Origin of the sequence: Streptomyces sp. NPDC091377, from assembly GCF_044757045.1 — a bacterium.
Taxonomy (GTDB): Bacteria; Actinomycetota; Actinomycetes; order Streptomycetales; family Streptomycetaceae; genus Streptomyces.
This window is the reverse complement of record NZ_JBIVUE010000002.1, coordinates 226340-251297: the sequence shown is the minus strand read 5'-3', so window position 1 is coordinate 251297 and position 24958 is coordinate 226340. Positions and strand designations below refer to the sequence as shown.

At 74.0% G+C, this 24958-nt stretch carries 19 protein-coding genes; 13 read left to right on the top strand and 6 right to left on the bottom strand.

The window, feature by feature from the left end; translation table 11 throughout:
- The first annotated feature begins 251 nt into the window (after window positions 1–251).
- Together ACIQNG_RS05280 and ACIQNG_RS05275 are read left to right on the top strand one after the other, a co-directional pair.
- Window positions 252–1298 (top strand): polysaccharide deacetylase family protein, encoded by a 1047-nt coding sequence (locus tag ACIQNG_RS05280; protein WP_401482683.1) that lies wholly within the window; start codon window positions 252–254, stop codon window positions 1296–1298.
- A gap of 187 nt (window positions 1299–1485) precedes the next feature.
- Window positions 1486–2427 (top strand): trypsin-like serine peptidase, encoded by a 942-nt coding sequence (locus tag ACIQNG_RS05275; protein WP_401482682.1) that lies wholly within the window; start codon window positions 1486–1488, stop codon window positions 2425–2427.
- An 18-nt stretch (window positions 2428–2445) separates the two neighbouring features.
- Here ACIQNG_RS05275 and ACIQNG_RS05270 read toward each other — a convergent pair whose 3' ends face one another.
- Window positions 2446–3165, bottom strand: coding sequence for a hypothetical protein (locus ACIQNG_RS05270; protein ID WP_401431060.1), 720 nt, complete (start codon window positions 3163–3165; stop codon window positions 2446–2448).
- Between the two features lie 97 nt (window positions 3166–3262).
- Window positions 3263–4660: an MFS transporter gene (locus ACIQNG_RS05265; protein ID WP_401482681.1), complete on the bottom strand. Its 1398-nt coding sequence runs from the start codon at window positions 4658–4660 to the stop codon at window positions 3263–3265.
- A 417-nt stretch (window positions 4661–5077) separates the two neighbouring features.
- Between ACIQNG_RS05265 and ACIQNG_RS05260 the strand changes: the two genes are divergently transcribed.
- From ACIQNG_RS05260 to ACIQNG_RS05210, 11 genes are read left to right on the top strand one after another with little or no spacing between them, the layout of a single operon-like run.
- Window positions 5078–8287 carry an amino acid adenylation domain-containing protein gene (locus ACIQNG_RS05260; RefSeq protein WP_401482680.1) on the top strand — a complete coding sequence of 1070 codons (3210 nt, stop codon included), beginning with the start codon at window positions 5078–5080 and terminating at the stop codon, window positions 8285–8287.
- Window positions 8274–9086: a thioesterase II family protein gene (locus ACIQNG_RS05255; protein ID WP_401482679.1), complete on the top strand. Its 813-nt coding sequence runs from the start codon at window positions 8274–8276 to the stop codon at window positions 9084–9086. Before ACIQNG_RS05260 ends, ACIQNG_RS05255 begins: the two co-directional genes overlap by 14 nt.
- Entirely contained in the window at window positions 9058–10053 is a 996-nt protein-coding gene (locus ACIQNG_RS05250; RefSeq protein WP_401482678.1) for a pyridoxal phosphate-dependent aminotransferase, read from the top strand. The genes ACIQNG_RS05255 and ACIQNG_RS05250 overlap by 29 nt, the downstream gene beginning before the upstream one ends.
- A gap of 6 nt (window positions 10054–10059) precedes the next feature.
- Complete coding sequence (locus tag ACIQNG_RS05245) at window positions 10060–11097, top strand: 2-ketoarginine methyltransferase (RefSeq protein ID WP_401482677.1); 1038 nt, start codon at window positions 10060–10062, stop codon at window positions 11095–11097.
- Window positions 11094–11579, top strand: coding sequence for a cobalamin B12-binding domain-containing protein (locus tag ACIQNG_RS05240; protein WP_401482676.1), 486 nt, complete (start codon window positions 11094–11096; stop codon window positions 11577–11579). Before ACIQNG_RS05245 ends, ACIQNG_RS05240 begins: the two co-directional genes overlap by 4 nt.
- Entirely contained in the window at window positions 11576–12856 is a 1281-nt protein-coding gene (locus ACIQNG_RS05235) for a methylaspartate mutase (RefSeq protein ID WP_401482675.1), read from the top strand. Before ACIQNG_RS05240 ends, ACIQNG_RS05235 begins: the two co-directional genes overlap by 4 nt.
- Window positions 12853–13866, top strand: coding sequence for an asparagine synthetase A (locus ACIQNG_RS05230; RefSeq protein WP_401482674.1), 1014 nt, complete (start codon window positions 12853–12855; stop codon window positions 13864–13866). Before ACIQNG_RS05235 ends, ACIQNG_RS05230 begins: the two co-directional genes overlap by 4 nt.
- On the top strand, window positions 13863–15155 hold the full coding sequence (locus ACIQNG_RS05225; protein ID WP_401482673.1) for a glutamate synthase-related protein: 1293 nt from the start codon (window positions 13863–13865) through the stop codon (window positions 15153–15155). The genes ACIQNG_RS05230 and ACIQNG_RS05225 overlap by 4 nt, the downstream gene beginning before the upstream one ends.
- On the top strand, window positions 15152–16516 hold the full coding sequence (locus ACIQNG_RS05220; RefSeq protein WP_401482672.1) for an amidase family protein: 1365 nt from the start codon (window positions 15152–15154) through the stop codon (window positions 16514–16516). The genes ACIQNG_RS05225 and ACIQNG_RS05220 overlap by 4 nt, the downstream gene beginning before the upstream one ends.
- A gap of 24 nt (window positions 16517–16540) precedes the next feature.
- On the top strand, window positions 16541–17614 hold the full coding sequence (locus ACIQNG_RS05215) for a branched-chain amino acid aminotransferase (RefSeq protein ID WP_401482671.1): 1074 nt from the start codon (window positions 16541–16543) through the stop codon (window positions 17612–17614).
- Window positions 17611–22152, top strand: coding sequence for an amino acid adenylation domain-containing protein (locus ACIQNG_RS05210; RefSeq protein ID WP_401482670.1), 4542 nt, complete (start codon window positions 17611–17613; stop codon window positions 22150–22152). Before ACIQNG_RS05215 ends, ACIQNG_RS05210 begins: the two co-directional genes overlap by 4 nt.
- Window positions 22153–22229: 77 nt before the next feature.
- Here the strand turns inward: ACIQNG_RS05210 and ACIQNG_RS05205 are convergent, their stop codons facing one another.
- From ACIQNG_RS05205 to ACIQNG_RS05190, 4 genes are read right to left on the bottom strand one after another with little or no spacing between them, the layout of a single operon-like run.
- Window positions 22230–22652, bottom strand: coding sequence for a nuclear transport factor 2 family protein (locus tag ACIQNG_RS05205; protein ID WP_401482669.1), 423 nt, complete (start codon window positions 22650–22652; stop codon window positions 22230–22232).
- Window positions 22653–22699: 47 nt separating this feature from the next.
- The gene (locus ACIQNG_RS05200; RefSeq protein WP_401482668.1) at window positions 22700–22912 is read right to left on the bottom strand and encodes an MbtH family protein; all 213 of its coding nucleotides are present in this window, start codon (window positions 22910–22912) and stop codon (window positions 22700–22702) included.
- A gap of 37 nt (window positions 22913–22949) precedes the next feature.
- On the bottom strand, window positions 22950–24155 hold the full coding sequence (locus ACIQNG_RS05195) for a cytochrome P450 (protein ID WP_401482667.1): 1206 nt from the start codon (window positions 24153–24155) through the stop codon (window positions 22950–22952).
- Complete coding sequence (locus tag ACIQNG_RS05190; RefSeq protein WP_401482666.1) at window positions 24152–24925, bottom strand: CatB-related O-acetyltransferase; 774 nt, start codon at window positions 24923–24925, stop codon at window positions 24152–24154. The genes ACIQNG_RS05195 and ACIQNG_RS05190 overlap by 4 nt, the downstream gene beginning before the upstream one ends.
- Window positions 24926–24958 lie beyond the last annotated feature (33 nt).

The window sequence follows — 24958 nt, the reverse complement described above, 5'->3', positions numbered from 1 at the left end:
CGGACTCTTCGGTAAAACCCCTCGTCACGAGGGGTGCGGCTGTTCCTGTCACCTGGGACGCGGCCGTACGACCGGAAAGGACACCGGAGCACGAGACCCGACTCCGGCCCGCTTCTCGACCGTGTCCCGGCCCCACCGGACCTGGACCGTGTCCCCGTCCCATCGGACACGGGACACCTCTCACCCCAACCCCTTCATCCGACCTCCCGGGCGCGTTGCCGTGCCCGGGCGAGCGAGTAGGAATCACACAGATGCTGTACGCGGGAATCGCCTGGTCCGCCGATGGCTATCGGGTCGAAGTGGTGGACGCCGACGGCGAACGCGCCGTGCCGGGCACCCACTGGGGCGCGGAGCGGGTGCCGGAACTCACCCGGTGGCTGGGCGGCGGCGACGGCGGAATGCCCCGGGGTCGGTGCGCCGTGGCCCTGGAGAGCACCAACGGCCTGGTGGACGGACTGCTGACCGCGGCCGGTCTTGAGGTGTACCGCGTCGACCCATGGCTGCTGGGTGAGCGCCCCGACTTCGGCTCCGTACCGGCCCTCGCCCTCGCGGAGCTGGTCAGGACCCGGCGCGCGACCCTGTCCCCGCTGACGGCGGAGGGCGGCGGTCAGAGCGGACGGGACGAGGACTACCACGACGGGATCCGCCGCAGCGCTCCGGTGGAGGCGGAACTCACGGAGGCGGGCCGCTGGTTCCGGCACGGCCCGCGCGACCGCCCCGAGATCGCCCTGACCTTCGACGACGGCCCCGATCCGGTGTACACCCGGCAGGTGCTCGCCCTCCTGGCCCGCTACGGGGTCCGGGCCACCTTCTTCTGCGTCGGGCTGCATGTGAACGCGCTGCCGGACGAGGTGCGGCGGATCGTGGACGCGGGACACAGCCTCGGCAACCACACCTGGTCGCATCCCTTCCTGCCGGACCTCACCGCCCGCCAGTTCCGGCTCCAACTCGACCGCACCGGCGAGGCGTTCGAGCGGGCCGTGGGCCGGGTCCCGGCCGTCTTCCGGCCCCCTTACGGGGCACGCACCCCCGAGACCCTGACCGAGTTGCTCGCGGGCGGACCGGCGCTGGCCCTGTGGGACGTCGACTCCTGGGACTGGGCCCGGCCGGGCCCCGAGAAGATCGCGAGGACCGTCCTCGACCACGCCGGCCCCGGCTCACTCATCCTCATGCACGACGGCGGCGGCGACCGTCACCAGAGCGTGCTGGCGCTGCCCGCCGTGATCGAGGGCCTGCTGGAACGGAACCTGAGCTTCGTGTCGGCGGAGGCGCTCGCGGGGCTGCCCAAGGCGCTCTGACCGGCCGATCGCCCTCGGCGCGGGACGGGGCGGGACGGGACGGGTCGGTGAGTGGGGGTGACTGTGTTGATCCGTTCACGAGTGTCACAGGCCGTCGACAGGGACAACCGGCCGGACCCGTTCCCTGTCCTGTAGGGCGGACGGAGCAGTTCCGTCCGCCGCCCGCACCAGTCGAGGGAGATTCTCCATGCCCAGGACATCCACGTCCGAGAACCGGCGTCTTCGTGGCCGGGCCACGCGACTCGCCGTGGCCGGTACGGCTCTCGCCCTCGCCGCCCCGGTCCCGGCCGCGGCAGCGGTGCCCGGCGAGGTCCAGGCCCAGGGCGGGGCCCAGGCCGCGGCGGCGAACCCCGTCTCCCTCCTCAAGTACACGACCAAGGAGCGGCGTGACGCCCTCGCCTACTGGACGACCGCGCGGATGAAAGCCGTCGGCGCGTCCGTGGACCTCGGTCCGTCCGGTCCGAGGGCCAAGCCCTGGCGGGGCCCGGCCCTGAAGACCGTAGGACGTCTCTTCTTCGTCAACGCCACGGGCGCCGACACCTGGTGCTCGGCCACCGCCGTGAAGAGTGCCAACAAGTCCGCCGTGATGACCGCCGCCCACTGTGTCCGCAGAGGCTCCTCCCCCGTCAACACCAACATGTCGATGGTCTTCGTCCCCGGGTACAGCAAGGGCAAGCAGCCGCACGGGGTGTTCGCGGTCCGTGCGGCCGTGACCCCGCGCAGTTGGGAGAACGACTCCGTCAACGACATGGCCGCGCTGATCGTGGACGCGGGCAAGGACGGCCGCAAGCTCACCGACACCGTCGGCGGCCAGGCCATCGCCTTCAACCGTCCGGTCGGGGGCACCGTCAGCGCCCTCGGCTACCCCGCCACCCGGCCCCAGCGCGGTGAGGAACTCCTGCGCTGCGTCGGTACGGCGAAGAAGGAGAACGGCGCGCAGGTCATCCCCTGCGACCTGAACGGCGGCTCCAGCGGGGGCCCCTGGTTCGCCGACTTCGACACCACCACCGGCAAGGGCGTCCTGGTCTCCGTCAACAGCGGACTGGACTCCCTGGCCCCGACCAAGATGTACGGGGAGGTGCTGGGGGACACGGCCAAGAAGGTCTACGACCGCGCCCAGCGCCCCTGACGACCCGTCCGGGCCGGATCAGTCGCGGTCCGGGGCGTCGCACTCCGCGCGCACCAGCCCCAGGACGCCCCACACCACGGGCAGGATGCGCTCTCTGCTGCGGTGCGGCAGTGACTTGAAGGTGTCGGCCAGAATGCGGACCTCGGGGTCCTCGTCGTCCGGGCATCTGCGGGCGAGCGCGAGGGCCTCCCGCAGTTCCTTGGAGAGCCGTGACTCCCCGTTCTCCGGGGCGCAGCCGCCCATCGCGAGCCCGGCGACCGACTTGCCTCTGAGCAGTGCGAGATGGGTGAGTTGGTCGCGGATCGGGCCCAACGCCCGCAGAAGCGCCTGCCGTTCGGTCGCGGTGAAGAAGCCGGGCTGTACGCCGAAGAAGCCCTCCAGGCTGGCGAGTGCGGCGAGCCCCGGGCTGCGCTGCCCCTTCAGCAGATAGCCCACCGAGCCGTGGGAGATCCCGGCGCCCGCGCCGATCTCGTCCAGGGTGTACTGCTTGCCGTCGGGCTTGAGACGGGTCTCGCGCAGGAAGTTGAGGCGCTTCTGGAAGTTCCGCTGGACGTCTCCGGGGTCGGCGTCCGTGCCGTCGAGCAGCGCGTTGACCCGCTCGGCGAGGATGCCCGTCTCGTGGGAGAGCTTGCCGATGTCGATGGCTCCCCGGTCCAGGCCCAGTGCGTGAAGCAGCTCGTCGATCGCTGCGACGGCCACCGCAAGGTCATCCACCTGAGTGTCAGGGGTGCGATCCATGGACGAGCGGTCTCCTGATGGGTTAAGTCGGATCGGCGCCGCCGGTCGTGCCGTCTCCCCGTGGGCGTGCGGGAAGGTTATCGGTTCGCCGGGCCCCCTATGTGTGAGCCTTCGGCTTGCGGGGCAATTCGGCACGCCGTACGGCGTCGGAGGCCAGGGCGACGACCACGGCCACCGCGGCGAACGCGCCGGAGCCGACGAACACCGACGTGGCGCCCCACGCACCGATCGCGGCGCCGACCAACGGGTAGGTCAGGGGCGCCACCCCCACCGCGGTCAGCATGACGACCGAGGTCACCCGGCCCAGATAGGCGGGATCCGTCTCGGTCTGTACGAGGGTGTTGTTCAGGCTGCCGAAGACGCCCGCGCTCAGCCCGGTCACCGCGGCCACCGCCACGGCGGCCCACAGGCCGGGCACCAGCGCGAGGGAAGCCGCTCCGGCGCAGCTCGCCAGCAGGGTGGCGGACATCGTCAGGCCGCCTCGGGGCAGCCAGCCGACGAAGGTGAGCAGGGCGGCGCTGGCCGCCGCTCCCGCCCCGAAGGCGCTGATGATGAAGCCGTAGCCGGAGGGTCCCCAGCCGCGTTCGTCGTTGAGCAGCACCATGCCGACGTTGAGGGTCCCGGTCAGGGCGAGTTCGCTGATGGCGCCGACGAGCACCAGCGGGAAGAGGAGCGGGTGGCGGCGTATGTGGCGCAGGCCGTCGACGATGTCCTGCCATGCGCTGCCGGCCGGTGCCTGCGGCTGTTCCTCGACGTGCCGTCCCTCGACCTGCTGTCCCTCGTCGCGCTGTCCCTCGCCGCGCTGTCCCTCGTCGCGCGGTTGCTCGTCGCGCGGTTGTCCGTCGCACGGTTGTCCGTCGCGCGGTTCCAGGGGGCGCAGCCTCACGGCCAGGAGCAGCGGCAACGACACGGCGAAGAGCACGCCCGCGACCGCGAACGCCGCCGCCGCGCCGCCCAGTCCCATGGCCAGGCCGCCGATCGGCGGGCCCGCGATCTGGCTGAGCCGGATCGACAGCGAGCGCATGCCGGTGACCCGGGCCAGTTGGTCCGCGTCGGTGATGCGGGGCGGCAGGGCGCCGACGGCGGGCATGAACACCGCGTCCACGGTGCTGAAGACGAGCGCCGTGGCGATGAGGAGCCACAGGGCGGGCCCGCTCAGCGCGATGGCCGCGGCCACCGTGAGGATGAGCAGACAGCGCACCGTGTCACTGCCGAGGACCACCCGCCGGGGGCCGAAACGGTCGGCCACCACGCCGCCGCCGAGCATGAGCACGGCACGCGGTAGCGCTCCCATGGCCATGACCAGGCCGATCTCGGTGGGTCCCGCCACCTTCTGGGCGGACCAGGCCAGGGCGACGAAGTAGACGCTGTCGCCGACGAGCGACGCGGTGTACGCGGCGAGCCACCGCAGCACGTTGGCGTCGCGATAGGCCGGACGGGCCTCGCCCACGGGCGGGGGCGGAGGCGAGGGCGGGGGCGTCTCGGTGGAGGCCACGGCGTGCTCCCATCGGTGCGGAATCGGGCCCGGGTCGGGGCCGGAACGAGTAGCCGTACGCGGCATCCCCGCTGAGCCGACCGCGCCGACGGCGGCGACGGAGGCGACGGGCGGTGGCCCCTTCGGGCGGGTCCGCGACCTCACCGCCGGGAGAGGTCGGTGATCCGCACGGCCCAGCGCGGTGACGGCTCGCCCGAACCCTAGTTACGAAGCGGAAGTTGCGCAATAAGTCTTTCGCGTCTGCCGCTCAGGCACGTCCGGTGCCGGTGGCCGACCCAGCGTCTGCCGGTGGCGATCGCCGCCGGTATTGCCGATGCGTTGCCTGGCGGTTGTCTCCGGGCACGGCTTCTAATCGGTCGAGCGCCGATCCGGTGGTGAGCCCGCGGGCCGAACTTGAATCGACGAAGGATGTCACGCATGCATGCCTCGGACAGCGGTGCCAGCCGCGCCCAGGAGAGAATGCTCGCCGGTCGCACGGCCGGGGGACCCTCGCCGTACCACCTCGTGGTGAGCGCCGATGTCACCGGACCGCTCGACGCCGGACGGCTGCGCGAGGCGGTGGCCCGGCTCGCCCGGCGCCGCCCGGCGCTGCGCACCCTGTTCACCCGCCCCGCCGACGGCCGGGCGACGGCCGTACGGGTCGCCGCCGACTGGCGACCGCCCGTCCTGGAACAGGAGTTGCCGCCCGCCCCGGAGGGCGCCGACCCGGTCGAGCTGGTCGAGAACCTGCTGGTGGCCGCCGCGCCCGGGCTGCTGCGGCCGTACGACCGACCGCCCGCCGTCTTCGTGCTCACCTCGGCCGGACCGGAGCGGGCGGTGTTGTCGGTGCTGGCGCACCAGGCCGTCGTCGGCGTCCGGGACACCGCGCGTCTGTGGGAGGAACTGGTCGCCGCCTACCGTGACGCGAAGGCCGCACGCTCGGCGGCCGAACTCCCCCCGGACGCGGCACCCGCACCCGCACCCGCACCCACCGCCGACCTGCTCACCGAGCGGGTGCGGCAACTGGCCGACTGGCCCGGTGTGGTGGAGCTGCCCAGCGATCTGACCCGGCCCCCGGCACGGACGTTCACCGCCGCCCGGCTGCCCTTCACCCTGCCCGGCACCACACTCGCCGACGGCACCCGGCTCGCGCGCCGCCTCGATGTGCCGTGGGACGCCGTGCTGCTGGCCGGCTGGGCCCTGGCCGTCGCCCGCCGGGCCGGGGTCGACCGGCTCCTGGTCGAGACCCGGCCGACCGCCGGCACGGGCCTGGTCGCCTGCGAGATCCCCGGCGACGACAGCGTGGAGGCGTATGTCCGGCGCACGGCCGGGGCGATGGCACAGTCGGCGCGGTACGACGGCGTGCCCTTCGACGACCTGGCCGAGGCGCTCGGCGCGGACGCTGACCCCGCACGCCACCCCCTGGTCCAGTTCGCCTACGGGAGTGCCGAGGGCACCGAGGGTGCCGACGGGCCGCGCGAACTCGTCGCCGACGGGGTGCGGTTCGAGGTCCGGCCCGCACGGCTCGGCGGCATCGCCCATGACGCCGTACTGCGCGCCCGGGACGGGGCCGGGGGGCTGGAGCTGGAGTACGCGGCGGCGGCTCTGTCCCCGCAGGAGGCGGCGGACCTGGCGGCGGGGGTCGTCCAGGCGCTCACGGACCTGGCCGCGGATCCCCGGGCCCGGACGGCGGAACTGACCACCGTCACGGCGGCCCAGCGACGACGGCTCGAAGCGGTGGAGCGGGGACCCGGGGTCGACTGCTCGGCCGGGCTGTGGCAGCTGATCGAGGAGGCCGCCGCCCGCCACCCGGACGCGATCGCGGTCCGCGATCCGGACAGCTCCCTGACGTATCGTCAATTCATCGCTGCCGCAGGTGTGTTGGCCGCCGAACTGGCGGGCGTCGGGGTCCGGGAGGGTGACCGGGTGGCGGTCGCGGCCCGCAGGTCCGTCGACCAGATCGTCGCCGTCGCCGCGATCGTCCGGAGCGGGGCGGCCTACGTCGGTGTCGAGTCCGACATGCCGCCCGCGGCGGCGGCCACCATCCTGGACACCGCCGGGGTCCGGGTGGTCCTCGGCGACAAGGACCGGGTCGCCGCACTGGGCGCCGCGGCGGACGGCAGGGTGACCCTGCCCGTGGCCGGTCCGCGCACGGGCGGTCCGGTGCCGCCCCCGGCCCCCGCCGACCCGGAGCGCGCCGCGTATCTGACCTTCACGTCGGGGACGACGGGACGGCCCAAGGGGGCCGTGATCCCGTGCCGGGCGGTGGTACGGCTGTCCCGTCGGGCGGGCTGGCTGCTGCCCGGCGCCGCCGCACGGTTCCTGCGGATCGCGCCCATGGCGTTCGACGCGTTCACGCTGGAGGTGTTCCCCGTCCTGCTGGCCGGCGGGACCCTGGAGGTCTTCACGGACGAGCACATCACCGTCGGCGCGCTGACGTCGTTCCTGGAGGAGCGCGCGGTCACCGGGCTGTATCTGTCGTCCGGGCTGTTCCGGCTGGTCGCGGACTTCCGGCCGGACGCCTTCCGGAGCGCCGTTCAGGTCCTGACCGGCGGCGAGGTGGTGCCCGCGGAACAGACCCGCCAGGTGCTGCGCGCCTGCCCGGGACTGACGGTCAGCAACGGGTTCGGTCACTCGGAGAACACCAGCTTCACCGTGGTGCATCATGTCTCCGACCCGGCCGAGGTGGGCGACGCCCTGCCGGTCGGCAGGCCGATCGACGGCACGGGCGTCCTGGTGCTCGACGGTGCCGGACGGACCGTCCCGCCCGGTGCCGTGGGTGAGTTGTTCACCTACGGCGACGGTCTGGCGCAGGGCTACGCGGGGCTGCCGGACGAGACCGCCGAGTCCTTCGGTGACTTCGGGCGGCCCGAAGGGCGGCGGCTGTACCGCACCGGTGACCTGGTCCGGTGGGGCGGCGACGGGCATCTGCGGTATGTGGGGCGACGGGACCGGCAGGTCAAGATCCGCGGGTTCCGTGTCGAGCCCGACCATGTGGCGGGCGTGCTGCGGGCCCACCCCGGGGTGCGCGACGCGGCGGTGGCCGTCGTGGCCGAGGGCGACGGCGACAAGCTGCTCCTCGCCGCCGTGGCCCCGCTCGACGGGCGGGCGCTGCCGCCGGATCTGCGGTCGTACGCCGAGCAGCGGCTCCCCTCCTACGCCCGGCCCAAGCGGTGGGCGGCGGTGGAGGAGTTCCCGGTGACGCGCAACGGCAAGCTCGACGTGGCCCGGCTGACGGAGATCGCCGGCCCGTTCCCCGACGCACCGCAGCACCCGGCGACCCCGGCGGCCCCGGTGACCCCCGCGACCCCGGCTGCGCGGACCTACGTACCGCCGACAGACGCGAACCCACAGCCGGACAAGGACCCGCAGCCGGACGGGGAGCGGCTCGCGGAGGCTGTCACGGAGGCGTGGGAGCAGGTGCTCGGCCATCGCGACTTCGGCCCCGCCGACTGGTTCTTCGACGTCGGCGGCGACTCCCTGCGGCTCATCCGGGTCCACGCGATCCTCAGCCGGACGCTGCCCGCCTGGAACATCACCATCAGCGACCTGTACACCTACCCCACCATCGACGACCTGGTCGCCGTGCTGTACGAGGAGTCCGCGGACGGTTCCGCCGAGGGGGCGAGCGCCCATGCCCCGGCGTGAACCGCGGCGCCGCGGCCGGCCCGAGTGGCTGTACCCGCTGCGCAGGGCCGCCGGCCGCCCCCGGGCCCGGCTCGTGGTGTTCCCGTACGCGGCGGCCGGGGCGACCGCCCTGCGTCCGGTGCTGACCGGTCTGCCCGACGAGGTCGAGTTGCTCGGGGTCGCGCTGCCCGGCCGGGAGCGGCGCTTCGGCGAACCGCCGGCGAGCGGGCTGGACGGCATCGTGGACGCGGTGGCCGCCGAGTTGGCGGCCGACCCGTCGGTGCCGACCTCGGTGTTCGGTCACTGCATGGGCGCGGGCATGGCGCTCGTGCTGGCCCAGACCCACCCTCGGCTCGTGCGGGGGGCGGTGGTCAGCGGGCGCAATCCGCCGGGCGCGCCGAGGTCGACGTCCCTGGACATGGACGACGCGGACATCATCGCCTTCCTGGAATCCGCCGGGAACACCGCGCCGGAGCTGCTGGCCGACGCGTTCTGGCGGGACAAACTGCTGGAGCTGTTCCGCGGCGACGCCGCGCTGGGTGAACAGGCGTCCCAGGTCATCGGGGCCCGGCCGCTCGGCCAGGACCTGCTGGTGCTCGGCGGCGGGGACGACCCGTACGTCGACCCGAGCGGGCTTTCAGGGTGGGCGGCACGCACCAGCGGGCGGTGCGAGGTCCTCGTCCTGCCCGGCGACCACTTCTTCGTCATCGACCCGCCCAACATCCCGGTCATCACGCGCGCCCTGGGCGATCTCGTCCTGGACGCGCCGGCGAGCACAGGAGGCGACAGTGGTGGCAGCCCACGAGTCGGGCGACCGTGAAGCACTGCTCGACTGGAACGAGAGTCCCATCGGCCCACCGCCGATGGCCGTCAAGCGTGTGGTGGAGGCGGCCGGGCGGCTGCACCGCTACCCGCGCGGGCTCATGGAGGAGGTGACCGCCCTCTCGGCGGCCCACGTCGGGGTGGCGCCCGAACAGGTGCTGCTCACCGCGGGGGTGGACGAGGCGGTCGATCTGACGCTGTCGCTGGCCCGCCGGGCGTGGGGGCTGCGGCCGGGGTTCGACGGATACCCCGACCGGGCCGAGGCGAACGGCAAGCCGTTCCACGGGATCCCGCTCGACGCGCGGTGGCAGCCGCCGCCGCCCCCGGCGGAGCTGGGCGAGGGCGACATCGTGTATCTGGCGCAGCCGGGCAATCCGATCGGCCTGCTGCTGCCGGACGCGTGGATCGACGCGGTGACCTCCGAGCATCTGCTGATCGACGAGACGTATCTCGACTTCTCCTCCCGGCCCAGTGTGCTGACCCGCCCGGATCGTTCCGGCCGACTGGTCTACCGCAGCTTCTCCAAGGCCGCCGGGCTGGCCGGGATCCGGATCGGCTGTCTGATCGGCGAGGCGGCGACGATCGCCCGTCTCGAACCGCTGCGCCGTTTCATGCCGATCGACGCCGTCAGTCTCAACGCCGTGGTCGGCCTGCTGGAGGAGCCCGACTTCATGACCCGGCTCACCGCCCATGTGCTCCAGGCCCGCCCGGCCCTGTGCGCGCTGCTGCGCGACAGCGGGCTGTTCGCCGAGGTCGTGGAGTGCGAGACGAACTTCGTGCTGGCCCGGCCCACCGAGGCGGCCCGTGACCTCATCGTCCCGCGGCTCGGCCGGGACCTGGTCCGGGTCAAGGACTGCGCCGTGCTCGGTCTGCCCGGCTGGCTGCGGATCAGCGTCGGTTCCCGGGACGACCAGACCCGACTGGCCGACGCCCTCGGCCGCGTGACGACCCCAGAGAAAGGCTGACCCCCCATGCTCACCGATGACTTCGAGCGCCGTCTGATCGAACACACCCAGCCGGTGCGCCAGTTCTTCCTGGCCCAGGCGCTGCACCACGCCCTGCACCTGGGGGTGGTCGGCGCGCTGGAGGAGGAGCCGGGCGCCGACGCCGGCAAGTTGGCCGGGCGCCTGGGCCTGGACCCGTACCGCACCGGCGCCCTGCTGCGCTATCTGCGCAACGAGGGCTACACGGTGCTGGAGGACGGCGGCTGGTCGCTCAGCGCGAAGGGCCGCGAGGTCCAGGTGTTCGCCCCGTGGTACGAGATGCTGGTCGGCGGTTACGCGCCGTCCATGGATCAGCTCGGGGAGGTCCTGAAGGACGGCTCGCGCTACGCCTCGCGCAACACCACGAAGGTCGGCGAGGGCAGTTGCGGCATCGGGGCGTACGACGCGCTGCCGCTGGTGCAGAATCTGCTGGACTCGGCCGGGGACGGTCTGCACAAGATCATCGATCTGGGCTGCGGCGACGGCGGTTTCCTGATGGATGTGCTGGTGACCCGGCCGAAGCTGGCCGGTGTCGGCGTCGAGCCGCACGGGGAGTCGATCGTCCTGGGCGAGCGCCGCCGGGCCGAGCTGGGCCTTGAGGACCGGATGGAGCTGGTCAAGGGCGGGGCGCTGGACGCGGCCGGGTTCGACCTGGCGGACGGCGGTGAGGGGATCTCCTTCATGACGGCGTTCGTGCTGCAGGAGGTCATGCAGCAGGAGAGCCCGGAGGCCGTGGAGAACCTGCTGGCCACGGTGTTCGAGCGGCACCCGAAGGCGCGCTGGCTGATCGTCGAGATGGACCTTCAGCCGCTCTCCCCCGTGATGGGCAGCCACGGTCTGGCGCTGAACTTCTACAACCCGTACTTCCTCATCCACTCGATCACCCAGCAGCGGCTGGAGACCCGCGGGTGGTGGGACGCCATGTTCGACCGGCTGGGCCTGACGGTGGAGGCGGCGGCCACCCCGGACCCGCGCGCCGACTCCACGGGCCTCCAGTTCGGCGTACTGCTGGCGAAGCGGCGGTGACTGGGCCGTCGGTGAAGGTCGCCCCCTCCCCGCGCGGTGAGCGCACCGGTGGCGGGGCGCTGACCTTCGTGCTGTGCACCGTGCCGTCGGACTCCCACATGTGGAACCTGGTCGCGCTCCAGCTCCTGATCGAGGAGATGGGGCACCGGGTGGTCAACCTCGGTGCGTGCACGGCCGTGCCGACGCTGATCGGGACGTGCCGGTCCGAGCGGCCCGACTGTGTCGTGGTCAGCACGGTCAACGGGCTCGGCAGCATCGACGGCGCCGCGCTGATCACCGCCCTGCGGGCCGAGCCCGACCTGGCCGGACTGCCCGTCGTGATCGGCGGGAAGCTGGGGCTGGGCGGCACGCGGGACAGCGATCCCACGGCCGAGTTGCGGCGGCTCGGCTACGACGGGGTCTTCCCGGTCGGTGCGTCCGCCGAGGAGGCGCTGGCCGGGTTCCGCGGGTTCGTGGCCGGCACGCTAGAGCGGGCCGGATGACCGATGAGCACGCGCCGTTCAGCGCGTTCGTGGCCGCCCGGCGGCGTACGGACACGCTGATCGTGCAGCCCCGGATGGGATTCAGCGACCCGGCCGTGATGCGCCGCGGGCTGCTGGCCGTACGCGCGGCCGGGGTGCCCGCGGTGGGCACGGTGACACTGGACAGCTTCACCCGGCAGGGCCAGCACGACCGTGCCGCGCTGGCCCGCGAGGCCGACGTGGAGCTGAACGGCTACGCCCTGGTGGCGATGGGCGCGCGGCGCACCGCCCGGATGCTCGACGGGATCGGGGGCCCCGACTTCCCGGTCCAGGTCCGGCACGGCTCGCCGCGTCCGGAGCGGATCTTCCGGGTGATGCTCGCGGCGGGTGTGGAGGCCACCGAGGGCGGGCCGGTGTCGTACTGCCTGCCGTACAGCCGGGTGCCGGTGCGGGAGTCCGTCCGGGCCTGGTCGCGGGCGACACGGCTGCTGGCCCGGCAGGCGGACCGGGGGGTGCGCTGCCATCTGGAGACCTTCGGGGGGTGCATGCTCGGCCAGTTGTGCCCGCCGTCGCTGCTCGTCGCGCTGTCGGTGCTGGAATGCCTGTACTTCGCCGAGCACGGCATCACCAGCATGTCCGCGAGCTATGCCCAGCAGACCTGTCCCGAGCAGGACGCGGAGGCGCTGGGCGCGCTGCGGCTGCTGTGCGCCGAGTATCTGCCGGGCGTCGACTGGCATGTCGTGCTGTACACGTTCATGGGCCTGTACCCGCGGAGCCCGGAGGGTGCCGACGCGTTGCTGCGGCAGAGCGCGCGGCTCGCGGTGCGCACGGGTACGGAGCGGCTGATCGTCAAGACCGTCGCGGAGGCCCACCGGATCCCGACGATCGAGGAGAACGTCGAGGCGCTGCGCACCGCCCATGGTGCCGCGCGGGCCGAGCCACCGGGGACGGGCAGCCCGTCCCGCGCCCGGGACACGGAGGTGTACGAGCAGGCCAGGACGCTCGTGGACACCGTGCTGGGGCTCGCCCCGACCGTCGCGGGGGCGCTGCCGGTCGCGTTCGAGCGCGGGTTGCTCGACGTGCCGTACTGCCTGCACCCGGACAACCGCAACGAGGCCCGGTGCGCGCTGGGGCCGGACGGCCGCCTGGAGTGGTGCGACACCGGCCGGATGCCGTTGCGGGCGGCGACCCGCCGGCGCGGTCTGGTGGGCCTCGAAGCGCTGCTGGCCGATCTGGAGTTCCACCGGCGCCGGCTCGACCCCGTACCCCGTCCGTCGATCCTTGGGAGTGACCCGTGACCACCATTGAGTCCGCCGCGGACGCGACCCCGGCCGCGGTGCCGCCCGACCTGCGGGCGCATCTGTCCGCGCCGCGGACGCGCAGCGCCGTCGCCGTGCAGCAGGCGATCCTGGGGGCGGCCCGGGAGTATCTGGCCGGGGAGGGCTTCACCGAACTGCTCGCGCCGGTCATCGGGCCGGTCACGGACCCGGGGGCCCGCGGGTCCAAGCAGGTCGACATCGACTACTACGGCCACCGCTACAAGCTGATGACGAGCGCGATCCTGTACAAGCAGGCTTCGCTGCTGTCGTTCGGCAAGATCTTCTGCGTCGCGCCCAACGTCCGGCTGGAGCCGCTGGAGACCGCGAACACCGACCGGCATCTGGCCGAGTTCCATCAGCTCGACGTCGAGATCGCGGGCGCGAGCCGGGACGAGGCGACGGAGGTGGCCCAGGGCGTCGTGCGGCACGCGGTGCGCCGGGTGCTGGACACGGCGGCGGACCATCTCGACGTACTGGGCCGCGACCGTGACGCGCTCGCCACCTGGCTGGACGACCCGTTCGGGAGGATCACCCACCGCGAGGCGGTCCGGCGGCTGCACGCCTCGGACCACCCCCAGGACCCGGGGGCGGAGATCGACTGGGCGGGCGAGCGGCTGCTGTCCGAGAGCGAGAAGTGCCCGTTCTTCATCACCGACTACCCGAAGGGCTCACGGGGCTTCTACGACCGGGAGAGCGCCACCGACCCGGGGTCGCTGCGCAACTTCGACCTGATCGCGCCGGAGGGGTACGGCGAGTTGTGCAGCGGCAGTGAGCGGGAGTACGACTACCGGCGGATGATCGCCCGGATGCGGGAGACCGGCGAGAACCCGGCGAAGTACGGCTGGTACCTGGACCTGGTGCGCGGCGGTATCCCGGCCAGTGCCGGTTTCGGCATCGGCGTGCAGCGGCTGACCCGGTACGTGGCCGGGCTGGACGCGGTGTGGCAGGCCAGCATGTTCCCCAAGCTGCCCGGCGTGGTCTCGGCGTGAGCGCGCTGCGGGGGGACGGGTTCCCGGAGGCCGAGGTGCGGCACCGGGCGCGGGCGGGTGCCGCGGCGGCCTTCCCGCCGGGCGCCGACTACGGCGCGGCCCTGTTCGGCGGTACCGCGGGCGGCGCGGGTGGGGGCGTCGACATCCTTGACCTGGCCCGGCTGGTGCCGCCGGTGTTCATGCCGCAGCGCCTGGAGAAGCTGATCGACCTGGGCCGGGAGCCGCTGTACAGCGATGTGGAGCTGGCCGTCGACATCGGCGGACTGCGCTCCCCGCTCCCCGTGTACCTGTCGGCGTTCGGCTCGACCAGGGCGGCGAGCGCGGAGGTGGGTGAGGCGGCGAGCCGGCAGGCCGGGCGGCTCGGGCTGCCCATGGTGATCGGCGAGAACGTGGTGGCGCACGGCGGGTACGGGCGCACCGACGACGCGCCCGAACGCTCGATGCTGCGCCGGCTGCGGGCGTACGGCGAGGCGCTGCCGGACGGGCTGGGCGGGGTCGCCGTGCAGCAGAGCACCGAGGACGCCGACGCCGAGGTGTGGAACCTGGTGTACAGCGATCCGTCGGCGCTGCCGCTGCTGGCGTCGGGGCGGCTGGCGTTCGAACTGAAGGTCGGCCAGGGCGCGAAGCCGGGTCTGGGCGGGATGACGCTGGTGGATCCCGCCACGGCGGCGCGGCTGCGGGCGCACTATCCGCTCGAACCGGTGGACGGCACGGGCCAGTCGCTGCGCAGCAGCAGTCCGGGGACGTACACCGAGGAGATCCTGCGCCAGCAGATCCGGCTGATGCGCAACAACTTCCCCCGCGCCCGCGTGTGGGTGAAGCTGCCCCCGGCCCGGGATGTGGCGGCAGCGGCGGCGCTGGCCTGGGAGGCCGGGGCCGACGCGGTCACGGTGGACGGGGCGGAGGGCGGTACCGGCTGGGCGCCGAACGCGTTCCTCGACCAGGTGGGGCTGCCGCTCGGTGAATGCCTGCTGCGGATCGGCGGCGGGGGGCGCGCGCTGCTCGCCTCCGGCCGGATGTGGGAGGGGGCCCGGAGCGTCAAGGCGCTGGCGCTCGGCTGCCGGGCGGTCGGTCTCGGCCGGGCGGCGCTGCTCGCGGCGGACGAGGACCGGGCCGAGGGGCTGGAGCGGTTCGTGCGCTGTCTGGCGCTGGAGATGCGGCTGCTGATCAGTGCGCTGGGCCGGTACGCGCCCGGCGATCTGGAGCCCGGGGACGTCTGGCTGCCGCGCGGTGTCCGCCCCGAGGCGGCTCCGGCGGCGGACGGCCCGGAGGCGGTGCGCCGCCCATGAGCCTGTCCGACCGCGTGACGGCCGCGCGTCCGAGCCGCGGGGTGGAGCTGACCCGGTGGTGCCTGGACCGGATCGCGCGCTACGACCCGCTGGTGAACGCCGTGATCGGGCTGGACCCGACCGCGCTCGACCAGGCCGCGCGGGCCGAACGGCTCCGTGACCGGGCGCCGTTGGCCGGGGTGCCGGTGCTGGTCAAGGACAACATCGACGTGGCGGGAGTGGACTGCACGGCCGGTTCCCGGCTGCTCGTCGGCGCCCCGCCCGCCCGTGACGCCCCGGTCGTCGAGGGGCTGCGCGCGGCCGGTGCGGTCGTGCTGGGCAAGAGCAATCTGAGCGAGTGGGGCACCTTCCGCTCCGTGCGGGCGCCGGAGGGCTGGTCCGCGGTCGGTGGGCAGACCCGTAACCCGTACGCGCCGGACCGCAGTCCGTGGGGGTCGTCCGCGGGCTCGGCCGTGGCGGTGGCGGCCGGGATGGTGCCGCTGGCCCTGGGCACCGAGACGGACGGCTCGATCGTCTGCCCGGCCGGGGCGAACGGGGTGGTCGGGGTGAAGCCGGAGCCGGGGTTGCTGCCTTCGGGCGGTGTCGTGCCGATCTCCCCCGTCCAGGACTGCGTGGGGGTGTTCGCCACGAGGCTGGGCGACGCCGTGCTCTGTCTGGCCGAGCTGACCGGGCGCGGCGACCTGTCGGCGGCCCCGGCCCGGCTCACCGGGCGCAGGTTCGGGCTGTGGCACGTCCCGGGGCTGCCCCGGCTCGCGCTGGAGGCGGTGGGGTCCGCGCTGCGGACGGCGGGCGCCGAACTGGTCGAGGTGGACTTCCCTGAGCACTCCGGGCTTCTGCTCGCCGAAGTGGTCGCCCTCCAGGCCGGGTTCCCCGAGGCCGTCGAAGGCTATCTGCGGACCCGTCCCGGGGTGCCGGACAGCCTCGCCGCGCTGATCGCGGGCAACCGTGCCGACCCCGAGGAGCTGCGCCTGTACGACCAGGATGTCTTCGAGGCGTCGGCGGCGCTGTCCGCGCAGGACCGGGCGCTGCGCGCCGAGGCGGGCCGGCAGGCCCGGGCCCGGGCGCGGCGGCTGCTGGACGACGCGCTGCGCGGTGTGGACGCCGTGCTCGCCCCGACGAACCCGCCCGCCTGGCGGCTGGTCCCCGGCCGCCCCGACCCGCGGCCCGCGACCAGTTCGGTGCTGGCGGCGCTGGCCGGATACCCGAACGTGTCCCTCCCGGCGGCGTGGACCGACGGACTGCCGCTCGGTGTGTCCGTGTTCGGGCCGCCGCGGCTGGCCGACCTGCTGCCGCTGGCCGCGGCCGTCGAACAGTGCTGCCCCGCCCCTCGTGCTCCGGCGCCGGCCGGGGCCATGCCGTGAGCCACCCGACCCCAGGAGATCACCGTGTCGCAGACAACCCCGGCGGCTCAGCGCAGAGTCGGCCATGGTGACCTGTTCACCGACCACATGATCAGCTCCGTCTGGAGCGGCCCGGACGGCTGGCGGCCGGCCGAGCTGGTGCCGCTCGCGCCGGTCCCGACCCATCCCGGCACGCTCGGGGTGCACTACGCGCAGGTCATCTTCGAGGGCCTCAAGGCGCACCGGCAGCCGGACGGCTCGATCGCCGTGTTCCGGCCGTGGGAGAACGCCCACCGGTTCCAGCGCTCGGCCCGCCGCCTGGCGATGCCGGAGCTGCCGCAGGAGATGTTCATCGACGCGATCGACCGGCTGGTCGCGGCGGACGCGGACTGGCTGCCCGCGGGCGACGACGAACTGAGCCTGTATCTGCGGCCGGTGATGTACGGCTCCGAGCCCAATCTGATGCTGCGGCCCTCGGACGAGTACCGCTTTCTGCTCCTGGCGTTCCTCGCCGGCGGGTTCTTCGGCCACCGGCCCGATCCGCTGTCGGTGTGGGTGAGCCGCACCCACAGCCGGGCGATGCCCGGCGGCACCGGCGACGTCAAGTGCGCCGCCAACTACGGGCCGTCCTTCATGGCCCAGCGGGAGGCCGCCGCCGCCGGATGCCAGCAGGTGATCTGGCTCGACTCGGCGGAGCGGCGCTGGGTGGAGGAGATGGGCGGGATGAACCTGTTCCTCGTCCGCGGTGCGGGGCCCGGCGCGGAGGTGGTCACCCCGGCGCTGACCGGCACGCTGCTGCCGGGGGTCACCCGTGACTCGCTGCTGACCCTGGCGGCCCGGACGGGGTACCGGGTCCGGCAGGAACCCGTCTCCATCGACCAGTTGCTCGCCGACTGCGCGTCCGGTGCGGTGACCGAGATGTTCGCCTGCGGCACGGCGGCCGTGGTCGCCCCGATCGGTGTCCTGCGCGACGACAAGGGCGAGTGGACCATCGGCGACGGGCAGCCGGGGCCGACCACCCTGGCCCTGCGGGAGCGGCTCGTCGACGTCCAGCACGGCCGTGCCCCCGACCCGGACGGCTGGCTGCACCCGGTGCGCCTGCCGGGCACCGCACGGTGAGCGGGGACCCCGGCTGCCTGCACGTCCTGTTCGAGCGGCAGGCCGCGGCCCGCCCCGACGCGACCGCGCTCATCCACGCCGGGGAGCGAATCGGCTACGCCGAACTGGACGCGCGCGCCGACCGGTTGGCGCGCGGACTGACCGCCCGAGGAGTGCCGGCGGGGCGCACCGTGGGGATCTGCCTGGACCGCGGGATCGACCTGGTGGTGGCCGTCCTCGGGGTGCTCAAGGCGGGGTGCGCGTACACGATGCTGGATCCGGCGTTCCCCGACCGGCGGCTCGCCGAGGTGATCGGTGCGGCCGACGCCGCGGCGGTGCTCACCGAGGGGCGCGCGCTCCCCCGTGCCGTGTCGTTCGCCGGGACGGCCGGGTACGACGGCACCGGGCGGCGGGTGCGGACCCGTGCCGCCGACCCGGCCTGCGTGATGTTCACGTCCGGGTCGACGGGCGCGCCCAAGGGCATCCTCACCCCGCACTCCGCGCTGACGGCCACGCTCGTCGGGCAGGACTACACCGCCTTCGGCCCGCGGGAGGTGTGGCTCCAGTGCTCGCCGGTGTCGTGGGACGCCTTCGCCCTCGAACTCTTCGGCCCCCTGCTGTCCGGCGGCGTCTGCGTCCTGCAGTCCGGTGGCGCGCCGGAGCCGGAGGAGATCGCGGAGCTGGTGGTGGCGCACAACATCACCACGGTGTACGTCTCGGCCAGTCTGATGAACTTCCTGCTGGACGAGCACCCCGCGATGTTCACCGGGCTGCGGCAGGTGCTCACCGGCGGGGAACCCGCCTCCCTCACCCATGTCGAGCGGCTGCTGCGGGAGTTCCCCGGGCTGCGGGTGGTCAACGGGTACTCCCCCGCCGAGAACACCATCTTCACCTGCTGCCACACCATCGGGGCGGGCGATGTCGCGACCGCGTCGATCCCGGTCGGTCGGGCCATCGCGCACAAGGCGACCTATGTGCTGGACGAGAAGCTGCGTCCGGTGCCGCCCGGCGTCACGGGTGAGCTGTACATGGCCGGAGAGGGGCTGGCCTACGGTTATGTCGGCGCCGTCGCTCCCACCGCCGAACGCTTCGTGGCCGACCCGTTCGGCGGACCCGGGCGGCGGATGTACCGGACCGGTGACCTGGTGCGCGAACGGGACGACGGGGCGCTGGAGTTCCTCGGCCGGGCCGACCAGCAGGTGAAGATCCGCGGGTTCCGGGTGGAGCCCGCCGAGATCGAGGCCGTCCTGACCGGCCACCCGGGGGTGACCCGGGCCGCCGTCGTCCCGTTCGGCGAGGGCGCGGCGACCCGGCTCGTCGCGTATGTGGTGGGCGGCGCGGGCGAGGAGGAGTTGCGGGCGCACGCAGCCGGGCGGCTGCCCGCGCATCTGGTGCCCGCCCGGTTCCTGGCGCTTCCCGCGCTGCCGCGCACCGCGACCGGCAAGCTGGACCGGGCCGCGCTGCCGGTGCCGGAGCGCCGTGAGCCGGTGGGCCGGTCCGCGGCGACGGCGGACGAACGGCTGCTGTGCGCCCTGTTCGCCGAGGCGCTCGATCTGCCGGAGGTCAGGCCCGAGGAGAACTTCTTCGCCCTGGGCGGGCACTCGCTGGCCGCGGCGAAGGTGGTGGGCCGGCTGCTGCGGCTGGACGGCGTACGGCTGTCGGCGCGGGCCGTGTTCGACGCGCCGACCGCGGCCCTGCTCGCCGTCGAACTGGGCCGCGTACGGCGGTCCGGGCGGGGGACGCCCCGGGCGGGCGGGGGCATCGGGCGCCGGACGGACGACGGCCCGGCGCCGCTGTCCCCGCTCCAGACCCGGCTGTGGATCGCGGACCGGCTGCACCCCGGCACCGCCGAGTACGTCATCCCGATCGCCCTGCGGATCGGCGGGCCCCTGGACGAGGCGGCCCTGGCGGTGGCGCTGACCGCGATCGTGCGACGGCACGAACCGCTGCGGACCCGGATCGTGGAGAGCGGCGGGGAACCCGTCCAGGTGGTCGACCCGGCCGGGCCGGTGGCGCTGCCGGTCACCGGCATCACGGACGTCGAGCGGTTCGTCGCCGAGCGGGCGGGGCAGGGCTTCGACCTGGCGCGCGGGCCGCTGCTGCGGGTGGCGCTCGGCCGGCTGGGACCGGACGACCATGTGCTCACCCTGTGCGTGCACCACATCGTGGCCGACGACTGGTCCGTCTCCCTCCTCGCCACCGAACTCGCCCACCACTACGCCCGCGCCGTCGGCCTCACCGGCCCCTGGCGGGAGGAGCTGCCCGAACTTCCCGTGACCTTCGGTGACGTGGCGGTCTGGCAGCGGGCGCGGGGTGACCGGCTCGACGCCTCGGCCGCGTACTGGCGTGAGCGGCTGGCCGGTATGCCCAGCGTGGTGGAACTGCCCGCCGACCACGTCGGACCGGCCCGGCGCGATCTGCGCGGCGACCGGCGGGAGTTCACCGTGCCGGCCGGGCTCGCGGCCCGCGCCGCCGCGTTCGGGCGCGCGCACGGAGCCACGCCCTTCATGGTGCTGCTGGCCGCGTTCACCGTGCTCGTGCGGCGCCACACCGGGATGCGTGACTTCGGCGTCGGCACACCGGTGGCGGGACGGGAGCACCCCGACACCGAGTCACTCATCGGCTTCTTCGTCAACACACTGGTGCTGCGCGCCGATCTCTCGGGCGACCCGGACTTCGTCACCGTCCTCGCCCGGACCCGGCGGACGGTGCTGGACGCGCTGCACCATCAGGAGCTGCCGTTCGACCGTCTCGTGGACGAGGTCAAGCCCGTGCGTGACGCCACGCGCAACCCGCTCGTCCAGGTCGACTTCGCTCTTCGGACGGCCGCCACGTCGTCGTGGCCGCTGCCCGGACTCGACGTACGGCGGCTGCCCGCGTCCACCCGGACCAGCAAGTTCGATCTGCTGGTCGATCTGGAGGAGCGCCCCGACGGCAGCCTGGCGGGGGTGGCCGAGTACCCGGTGGCCCTCTTCGAACCGGCGACCGTCGACCGCCTGACCCGCCACTACCTGCGGGTGCTGGAACACGCGGTCGAGCGGCCCGGCGTACCGGTGGACCGCTTGCCGATGCTGACCGGCGCGGAACGCGAACGGCTGGCGGACGCGCTGCGCGGTGCCGAGCCGTCCGACCCGGGCGAGGCGACGCTCCCCGCGCTCGTGGCGCGGCAGGTCCGGCTGCGCCCGGAGGCGGTCGCGGTGGACGACGGGGAGCGGCGGCTGACCTATCGCGAACTGGACGCCGAATCGGCGTGGACCGCCGGGCGGGTGAGCGCCGCGGTGACCGGGCCGGAGGCGCGCGTCGCGGTCCTGCTGCCGCCCGGCGCCGACGCGGTCGTGGCCGCGCTCGGGGTGCTGCGCGCGGGCGGGGTCGTCGTACCGGCCGAACCCGTCGCGCGGATGCCGGCCGCCGCCCGGCCCGACCTCGTCCTGACGCGGAGCCCGCTCGCCGGGGACGTCCCGGTGCTGAGGTGGGAGAAGCCGCAGACGGCCGCTGCGGGCCCGATACCCGAAGTGCACCCGGACCAGGCCGCCTACGTCCTGTTCACGTCCGGCACAAGTGGCTCGCCCGAGGCCGTCCAGCTCACCCATCGGGGCATCGCGCGGCTCGCGCCCGACGCGTTCGCCCGCGCCGGTGAGGTCGTCGTGACGGCCGCTCCGGAGGGGTCGGCCGCCGCGCTCCTCGCACTGTGGGGGGCGCTCGGCAACGGCGCCCGGCTGGTGATCCGGCCCCCCGGCCCGCCGACGGCGGACGACGTGCGCGAGACCGTCGCACGGTCCGGGGCGGCCTCGACCTGGCTCCCCACGGGACAGCTCCACGCGCTGCTCGGGTCCCGGCCGGACGCGCTCGACGGGCTGCGCCGGCTCGTCACCGGCGGCGAACCGCTCTCCCCGGTCCTCCTGGGGGCGCTGCTGGAGCGCGGCGTGGGGGTCACTCACGTCCACGGGCCGGTGGAGGCGACCGGATCCGCCTGCGCGCGAAGGGAGGTGCTCCCCGCCGACGGGGGTCGGCTGATCGGCCGGCCCGCCCCCGGCGTCAGGCTGTACGTGCTGGACGAACGGCTCGCCCAGGTGCCCCTCGGCGTCCCGGGCGAGCTGATGATCGCCGGTGCCGGACTGGCCCGCGGCTACCACGGCCGGCCGGAACTGACCGCGGAGCGGTTCGTCGCCGATCCCTTCGTGCCCGGCGGGCGGATGTTCCGCACCGGGGACATGGTGCGCGTCCGCGCCGACGGCACCGTCGAGTTCCTCGGCCGCCGCGGCGACCGGGTCACCGTCCGCGGCCTTTCGGCCGACCCGGCCCGCACCGAGGCCAGGCTGTACGCGCACCCCGACGTCGGTCAGGCGCTGGTGGTGGGCCGGGCGGGGCCGGACGGTGAGCGGCGGCTGATCGCGTACGTCGTCGGCCGTGGCCGCGCGCCGGTCGACCCGGCCGCGCTGCGCCGGTTCTGCCTCGCCGGGCTGCCCCGCCACCAGGTGCCGGCGGCCGTCGTGGAACTGGCCGCGTTCCCGCTCACCGCGCACGGCACGGTGGACCGCCCGGCTCTGCCCGCGCCCTGAACGCGGACGCCGGTCGTGGTTCCCCCGGGCGGGGAGCCACGACCGGCTGACGGTGCGGGCGGGGGGCGGCGGCGGTCCTAGACCCTGAAGGTGGGGAACAGGGTCTCGCGGTGGTCGATGCGTCCGGCGCGGAAGTGGACGAAGTCCCGGAAGCGGAAGTCGACGTCGGTGCCGTCCTTGAGGGTGCCGGTGAAGCGGCCCCGGACGGCGACCCAGGGGCCGTCGGTGATGATCTGGTCCAGCGCGTGCCGGCCCGTGGCGATGACGCGGTCGTGCTCGTAGAAGCGGCGCAGGGCGGTCGCGCCGTGCAGGTCGGGCATGCCCTGGCGTTGATAGACGACGTCGTCGTGGAAGTGGGCGAGGAAGCCCTCCAGGTGGCCGGCGTCGATCAGTTCGTAGCAGCGGCGCACTGTGTCGGTGTGGTAGGTGCCGGTGCGGCCGGTTTCGTCGGTTTCATCGGTGTCGGTGTCGGTGTGGTCGGCGCGGGTCGTGTCGGTCATGGCGGTTGCGGGGCCTTCCTGTCGGCGTCCGTCGGCGTGCGTCGGCGTCAGTCCGCGTTCATCGCGGCGATCAGGCTCTTGGGCCGCATGTCGGTCCAGTGCTCGTCGACGTGGTCCAGGCAGGACCGCCGGTCGGCGGGGCCGTGGACGACGTGCCAGCCCTCGGGCACCTCGGCGAAGCCGGGCCACAGGGAGTGCTGGCCCTCGTCGTTGACCAGCACGAGGAAGGACTGTCCGTCGTCGTCGAACGGGTTGGTCATCGTCTGTTCCTTTCGGTGGGATCCGCGGCGGGCGGGATCAACGGCGACGCAGCACGACCGGCGCCGACTCGAAGCCCCAGATCAGGTTGGAGCGCAGCCGCCGCACCGGGCCCGCGGGCGCCCCGCCGGAGAACGTCGACAGCAACTCGCCGAAGAGGACCCGCAGTTCGATGCGGGCCAGGGTGGCGCCGAGGCAGTAGTGGGGGCCGCTGCCGAAGGCGAGGTGCGGGTTCGGGGTGCGTGCTCCGTCGAACCGGTCGGGGTCGGCGAAGACCGTCTCGTCGCGGTTGGCCGAGGGCATCCACACCGTCACCGGTTCCCCGGCGCGTACCGGCTGCCCGCCGATCTCGACGTCCTCACGCGGTGTCCGCAGCACATGCATGGCCGGACTGGTGTAGCGCAGCACCTCGTTGACCAGGGTGTCCATGGCCTCGGGCGCCTCGGCCGCCGCCCGCCACTGGTCGGGGCGGTCGAGGAGGGCCAGCAGTCCGCCGACGCTCGCGTGCCGGGTGGTCTCGTTGCCGCCCGAGATGAGGCCGTCGCAGTTCAGGAAGATCTCCTCGTCGGTGAGGGGGATCCCGTCGACGGCTCCGCCGACCATGGTGCTGATGACGTCCTCGCGCGGGGTGCGGCGGCGCTCCGCGACCAGTTCCTGGTAGTACTCCAGGATCCCGGCGTGCGCTTCGAGCCGCTCCAGCGGATCGGCGTCCCCCTCGCCGAACGCGATCCTGGTGGACCGCAGCATGAACGGCCAGTCGGCCTTGGGCACACCGAGCAGGTCGCAGATGACGGACAGCGGCAGCACGGACGCGATGTCGGTGAACTCGCGGGGCTCCCCGTCGCGGAGCGCGGCCAGTTCCTCCCGTACGGTGTCGCGCATGTTCCGCTCCAGGCGGGCGGCCGTGCGCGGGGTGAACGCGGAGCTGACCACCCGTCGGATCTTGCCGTGCCGGGGCGCGTCCGTGACGATCATGAGCTTGCCCGCGGCGGCCTCGGTGGCGGCCGGACGGTGGTCCAGCCGCATGCCGCGCCCGGACACGAACGTGGTGGCGTCCTTGAGGACGCGGACGGCCTCCCGGTGGCGGGTGACGGCCCAGAAGCCGCTGCCGTCCGGCCGGGTGTTCCAGTGGACGGGCCGTTCGCGGCGCAGCCGGGCCCAGACCTCCTCGGCGTCGGGGCGGGCGGAGAAGTCCTCGTCGGCGAGGTCGGTCCCGGCGAGCGCGGCACTTGAGTCCGTCGTCATGACCGGCCGCCCTCTCCCGACGGGCCGTCCCCGTCCACGAGGCCCTCCGCCCGGCCCGCCGCGAGGACGCCCGCCGGGGTGCCGAGCACCAGTTCCGGGAGGTGGCGGGAGACGGCCTCGATCGGCCAGTCCCACCACTTCGCCATGCGGAGCAGGTCGATCTCGTCGGGGGTGTAGCGGGTGCGGACGGCGCGCGCCGGGTTGCCCGCGGCGATCTGGTAGGCGCCGATGTCGGAGGCGACCACCGCGCCCGCGCCGATGATGGCGCCGTCGGCGACGGTGACACCCGGCATGATCGTGGCGGCGCGGCCGATCCACACGTCGTTGCCGATCACGGTGTCGCCCTTCCCCTGCGGGCCGCGCTCGATCAGCGGGTCGATCAGTCGGTCCTGCCAGTCCCCGGGGAAGGTGGCGAACGGGAACGCGGTCGGTCCGCTGTGGAGGTGGTTGGCGCCCGGCATGACGAAGGTCGCCCCGGCGGCGACGGAGCAGAACTTCCCGATCAGCAGACGCTGCGGTCCGAACGCGTAGCGGACCCGTGCCTCCTCGAACCCGGCGGTGTCCTCGGAGGCGTCGTAGTAGGAGTAGGCGCCCGCGACGACCTTGCCGCCGGGGGCGAGCACCGGGCGGATGAAGACACAGTGGTCGTCGCCGAGCGGGCGGGGCTCGTCGGGGTCGGGGATGTCCAGGCCGTGGCCGGCGGCGCCCCGCCAGGCGTCGATCAGCGCGGCCCGGCTGGCGCCTTCCGCCCCTTCGTGTTGTGGTGACACCCGGTTGAACCCACCTTCCTGGAGACAGTTCCT

Excerpts from the sequence above, each read along its gene's own strand:
- ACIQNG_RS05270 (WP_401431060.1), bottom strand. The coding sequence starts at position 3,165 with ATGGATCGCACCCCTGACACTCAGGTGGATGACCTTGCGGTGGCCGTC.
- ACIQNG_RS05205 (WP_401482669.1), bottom strand. The coding sequence starts at position 22,652 with ATGACCGACACGACCCGCGCCGACCACACCGACACCGACACCGATGAA.
- ACIQNG_RS05255 (WP_401482679.1), top strand. The coding sequence starts at position 8,274 with ATGCCCCGGCGTGAACCGCGGCGCCGCGGCCGGCCCGAGTGGCTGTAC.
- ACIQNG_RS05195 (WP_401482667.1), bottom strand. The coding sequence starts at position 24,155 with ATGACGACGGACTCAAGTGCCGCGCTCGCCGGGACCGACCTCGCCGAC.
- ACIQNG_RS05275 (WP_401482682.1), top strand. The coding sequence starts at position 1,486 with ATGCCCAGGACATCCACGTCCGAGAACCGGCGTCTTCGTGGCCGGGCC.
- ACIQNG_RS05260 (WP_401482680.1), top strand. The coding sequence starts at position 5,078 with ATGCATGCCTCGGACAGCGGTGCCAGCCGCGCCCAGGAGAGAATGCTC.
- ACIQNG_RS05200 (WP_401482668.1), bottom strand. The coding sequence starts at position 22,912 with ATGACCAACCCGTTCGACGACGACGGACAGTCCTTCCTCGTGCTGGTC.
- ACIQNG_RS05235 (WP_401482675.1), top strand. The coding sequence starts at position 11,576 with ATGACCGATGAGCACGCGCCGTTCAGCGCGTTCGTGGCCGCCCGGCGG.
- ACIQNG_RS05245 (WP_401482677.1), top strand. The coding sequence starts at position 10,060 with ATGCTCACCGATGACTTCGAGCGCCGTCTGATCGAACACACCCAGCCG.
- ACIQNG_RS05220 (WP_401482672.1), top strand. The coding sequence starts at position 15,152 with ATGAGCCTGTCCGACCGCGTGACGGCCGCGCGTCCGAGCCGCGGGGTG.
- ACIQNG_RS05280 (WP_401482683.1), top strand. The coding sequence starts at position 252 with ATGCTGTACGCGGGAATCGCCTGGTCCGCCGATGGCTATCGGGTCGAA.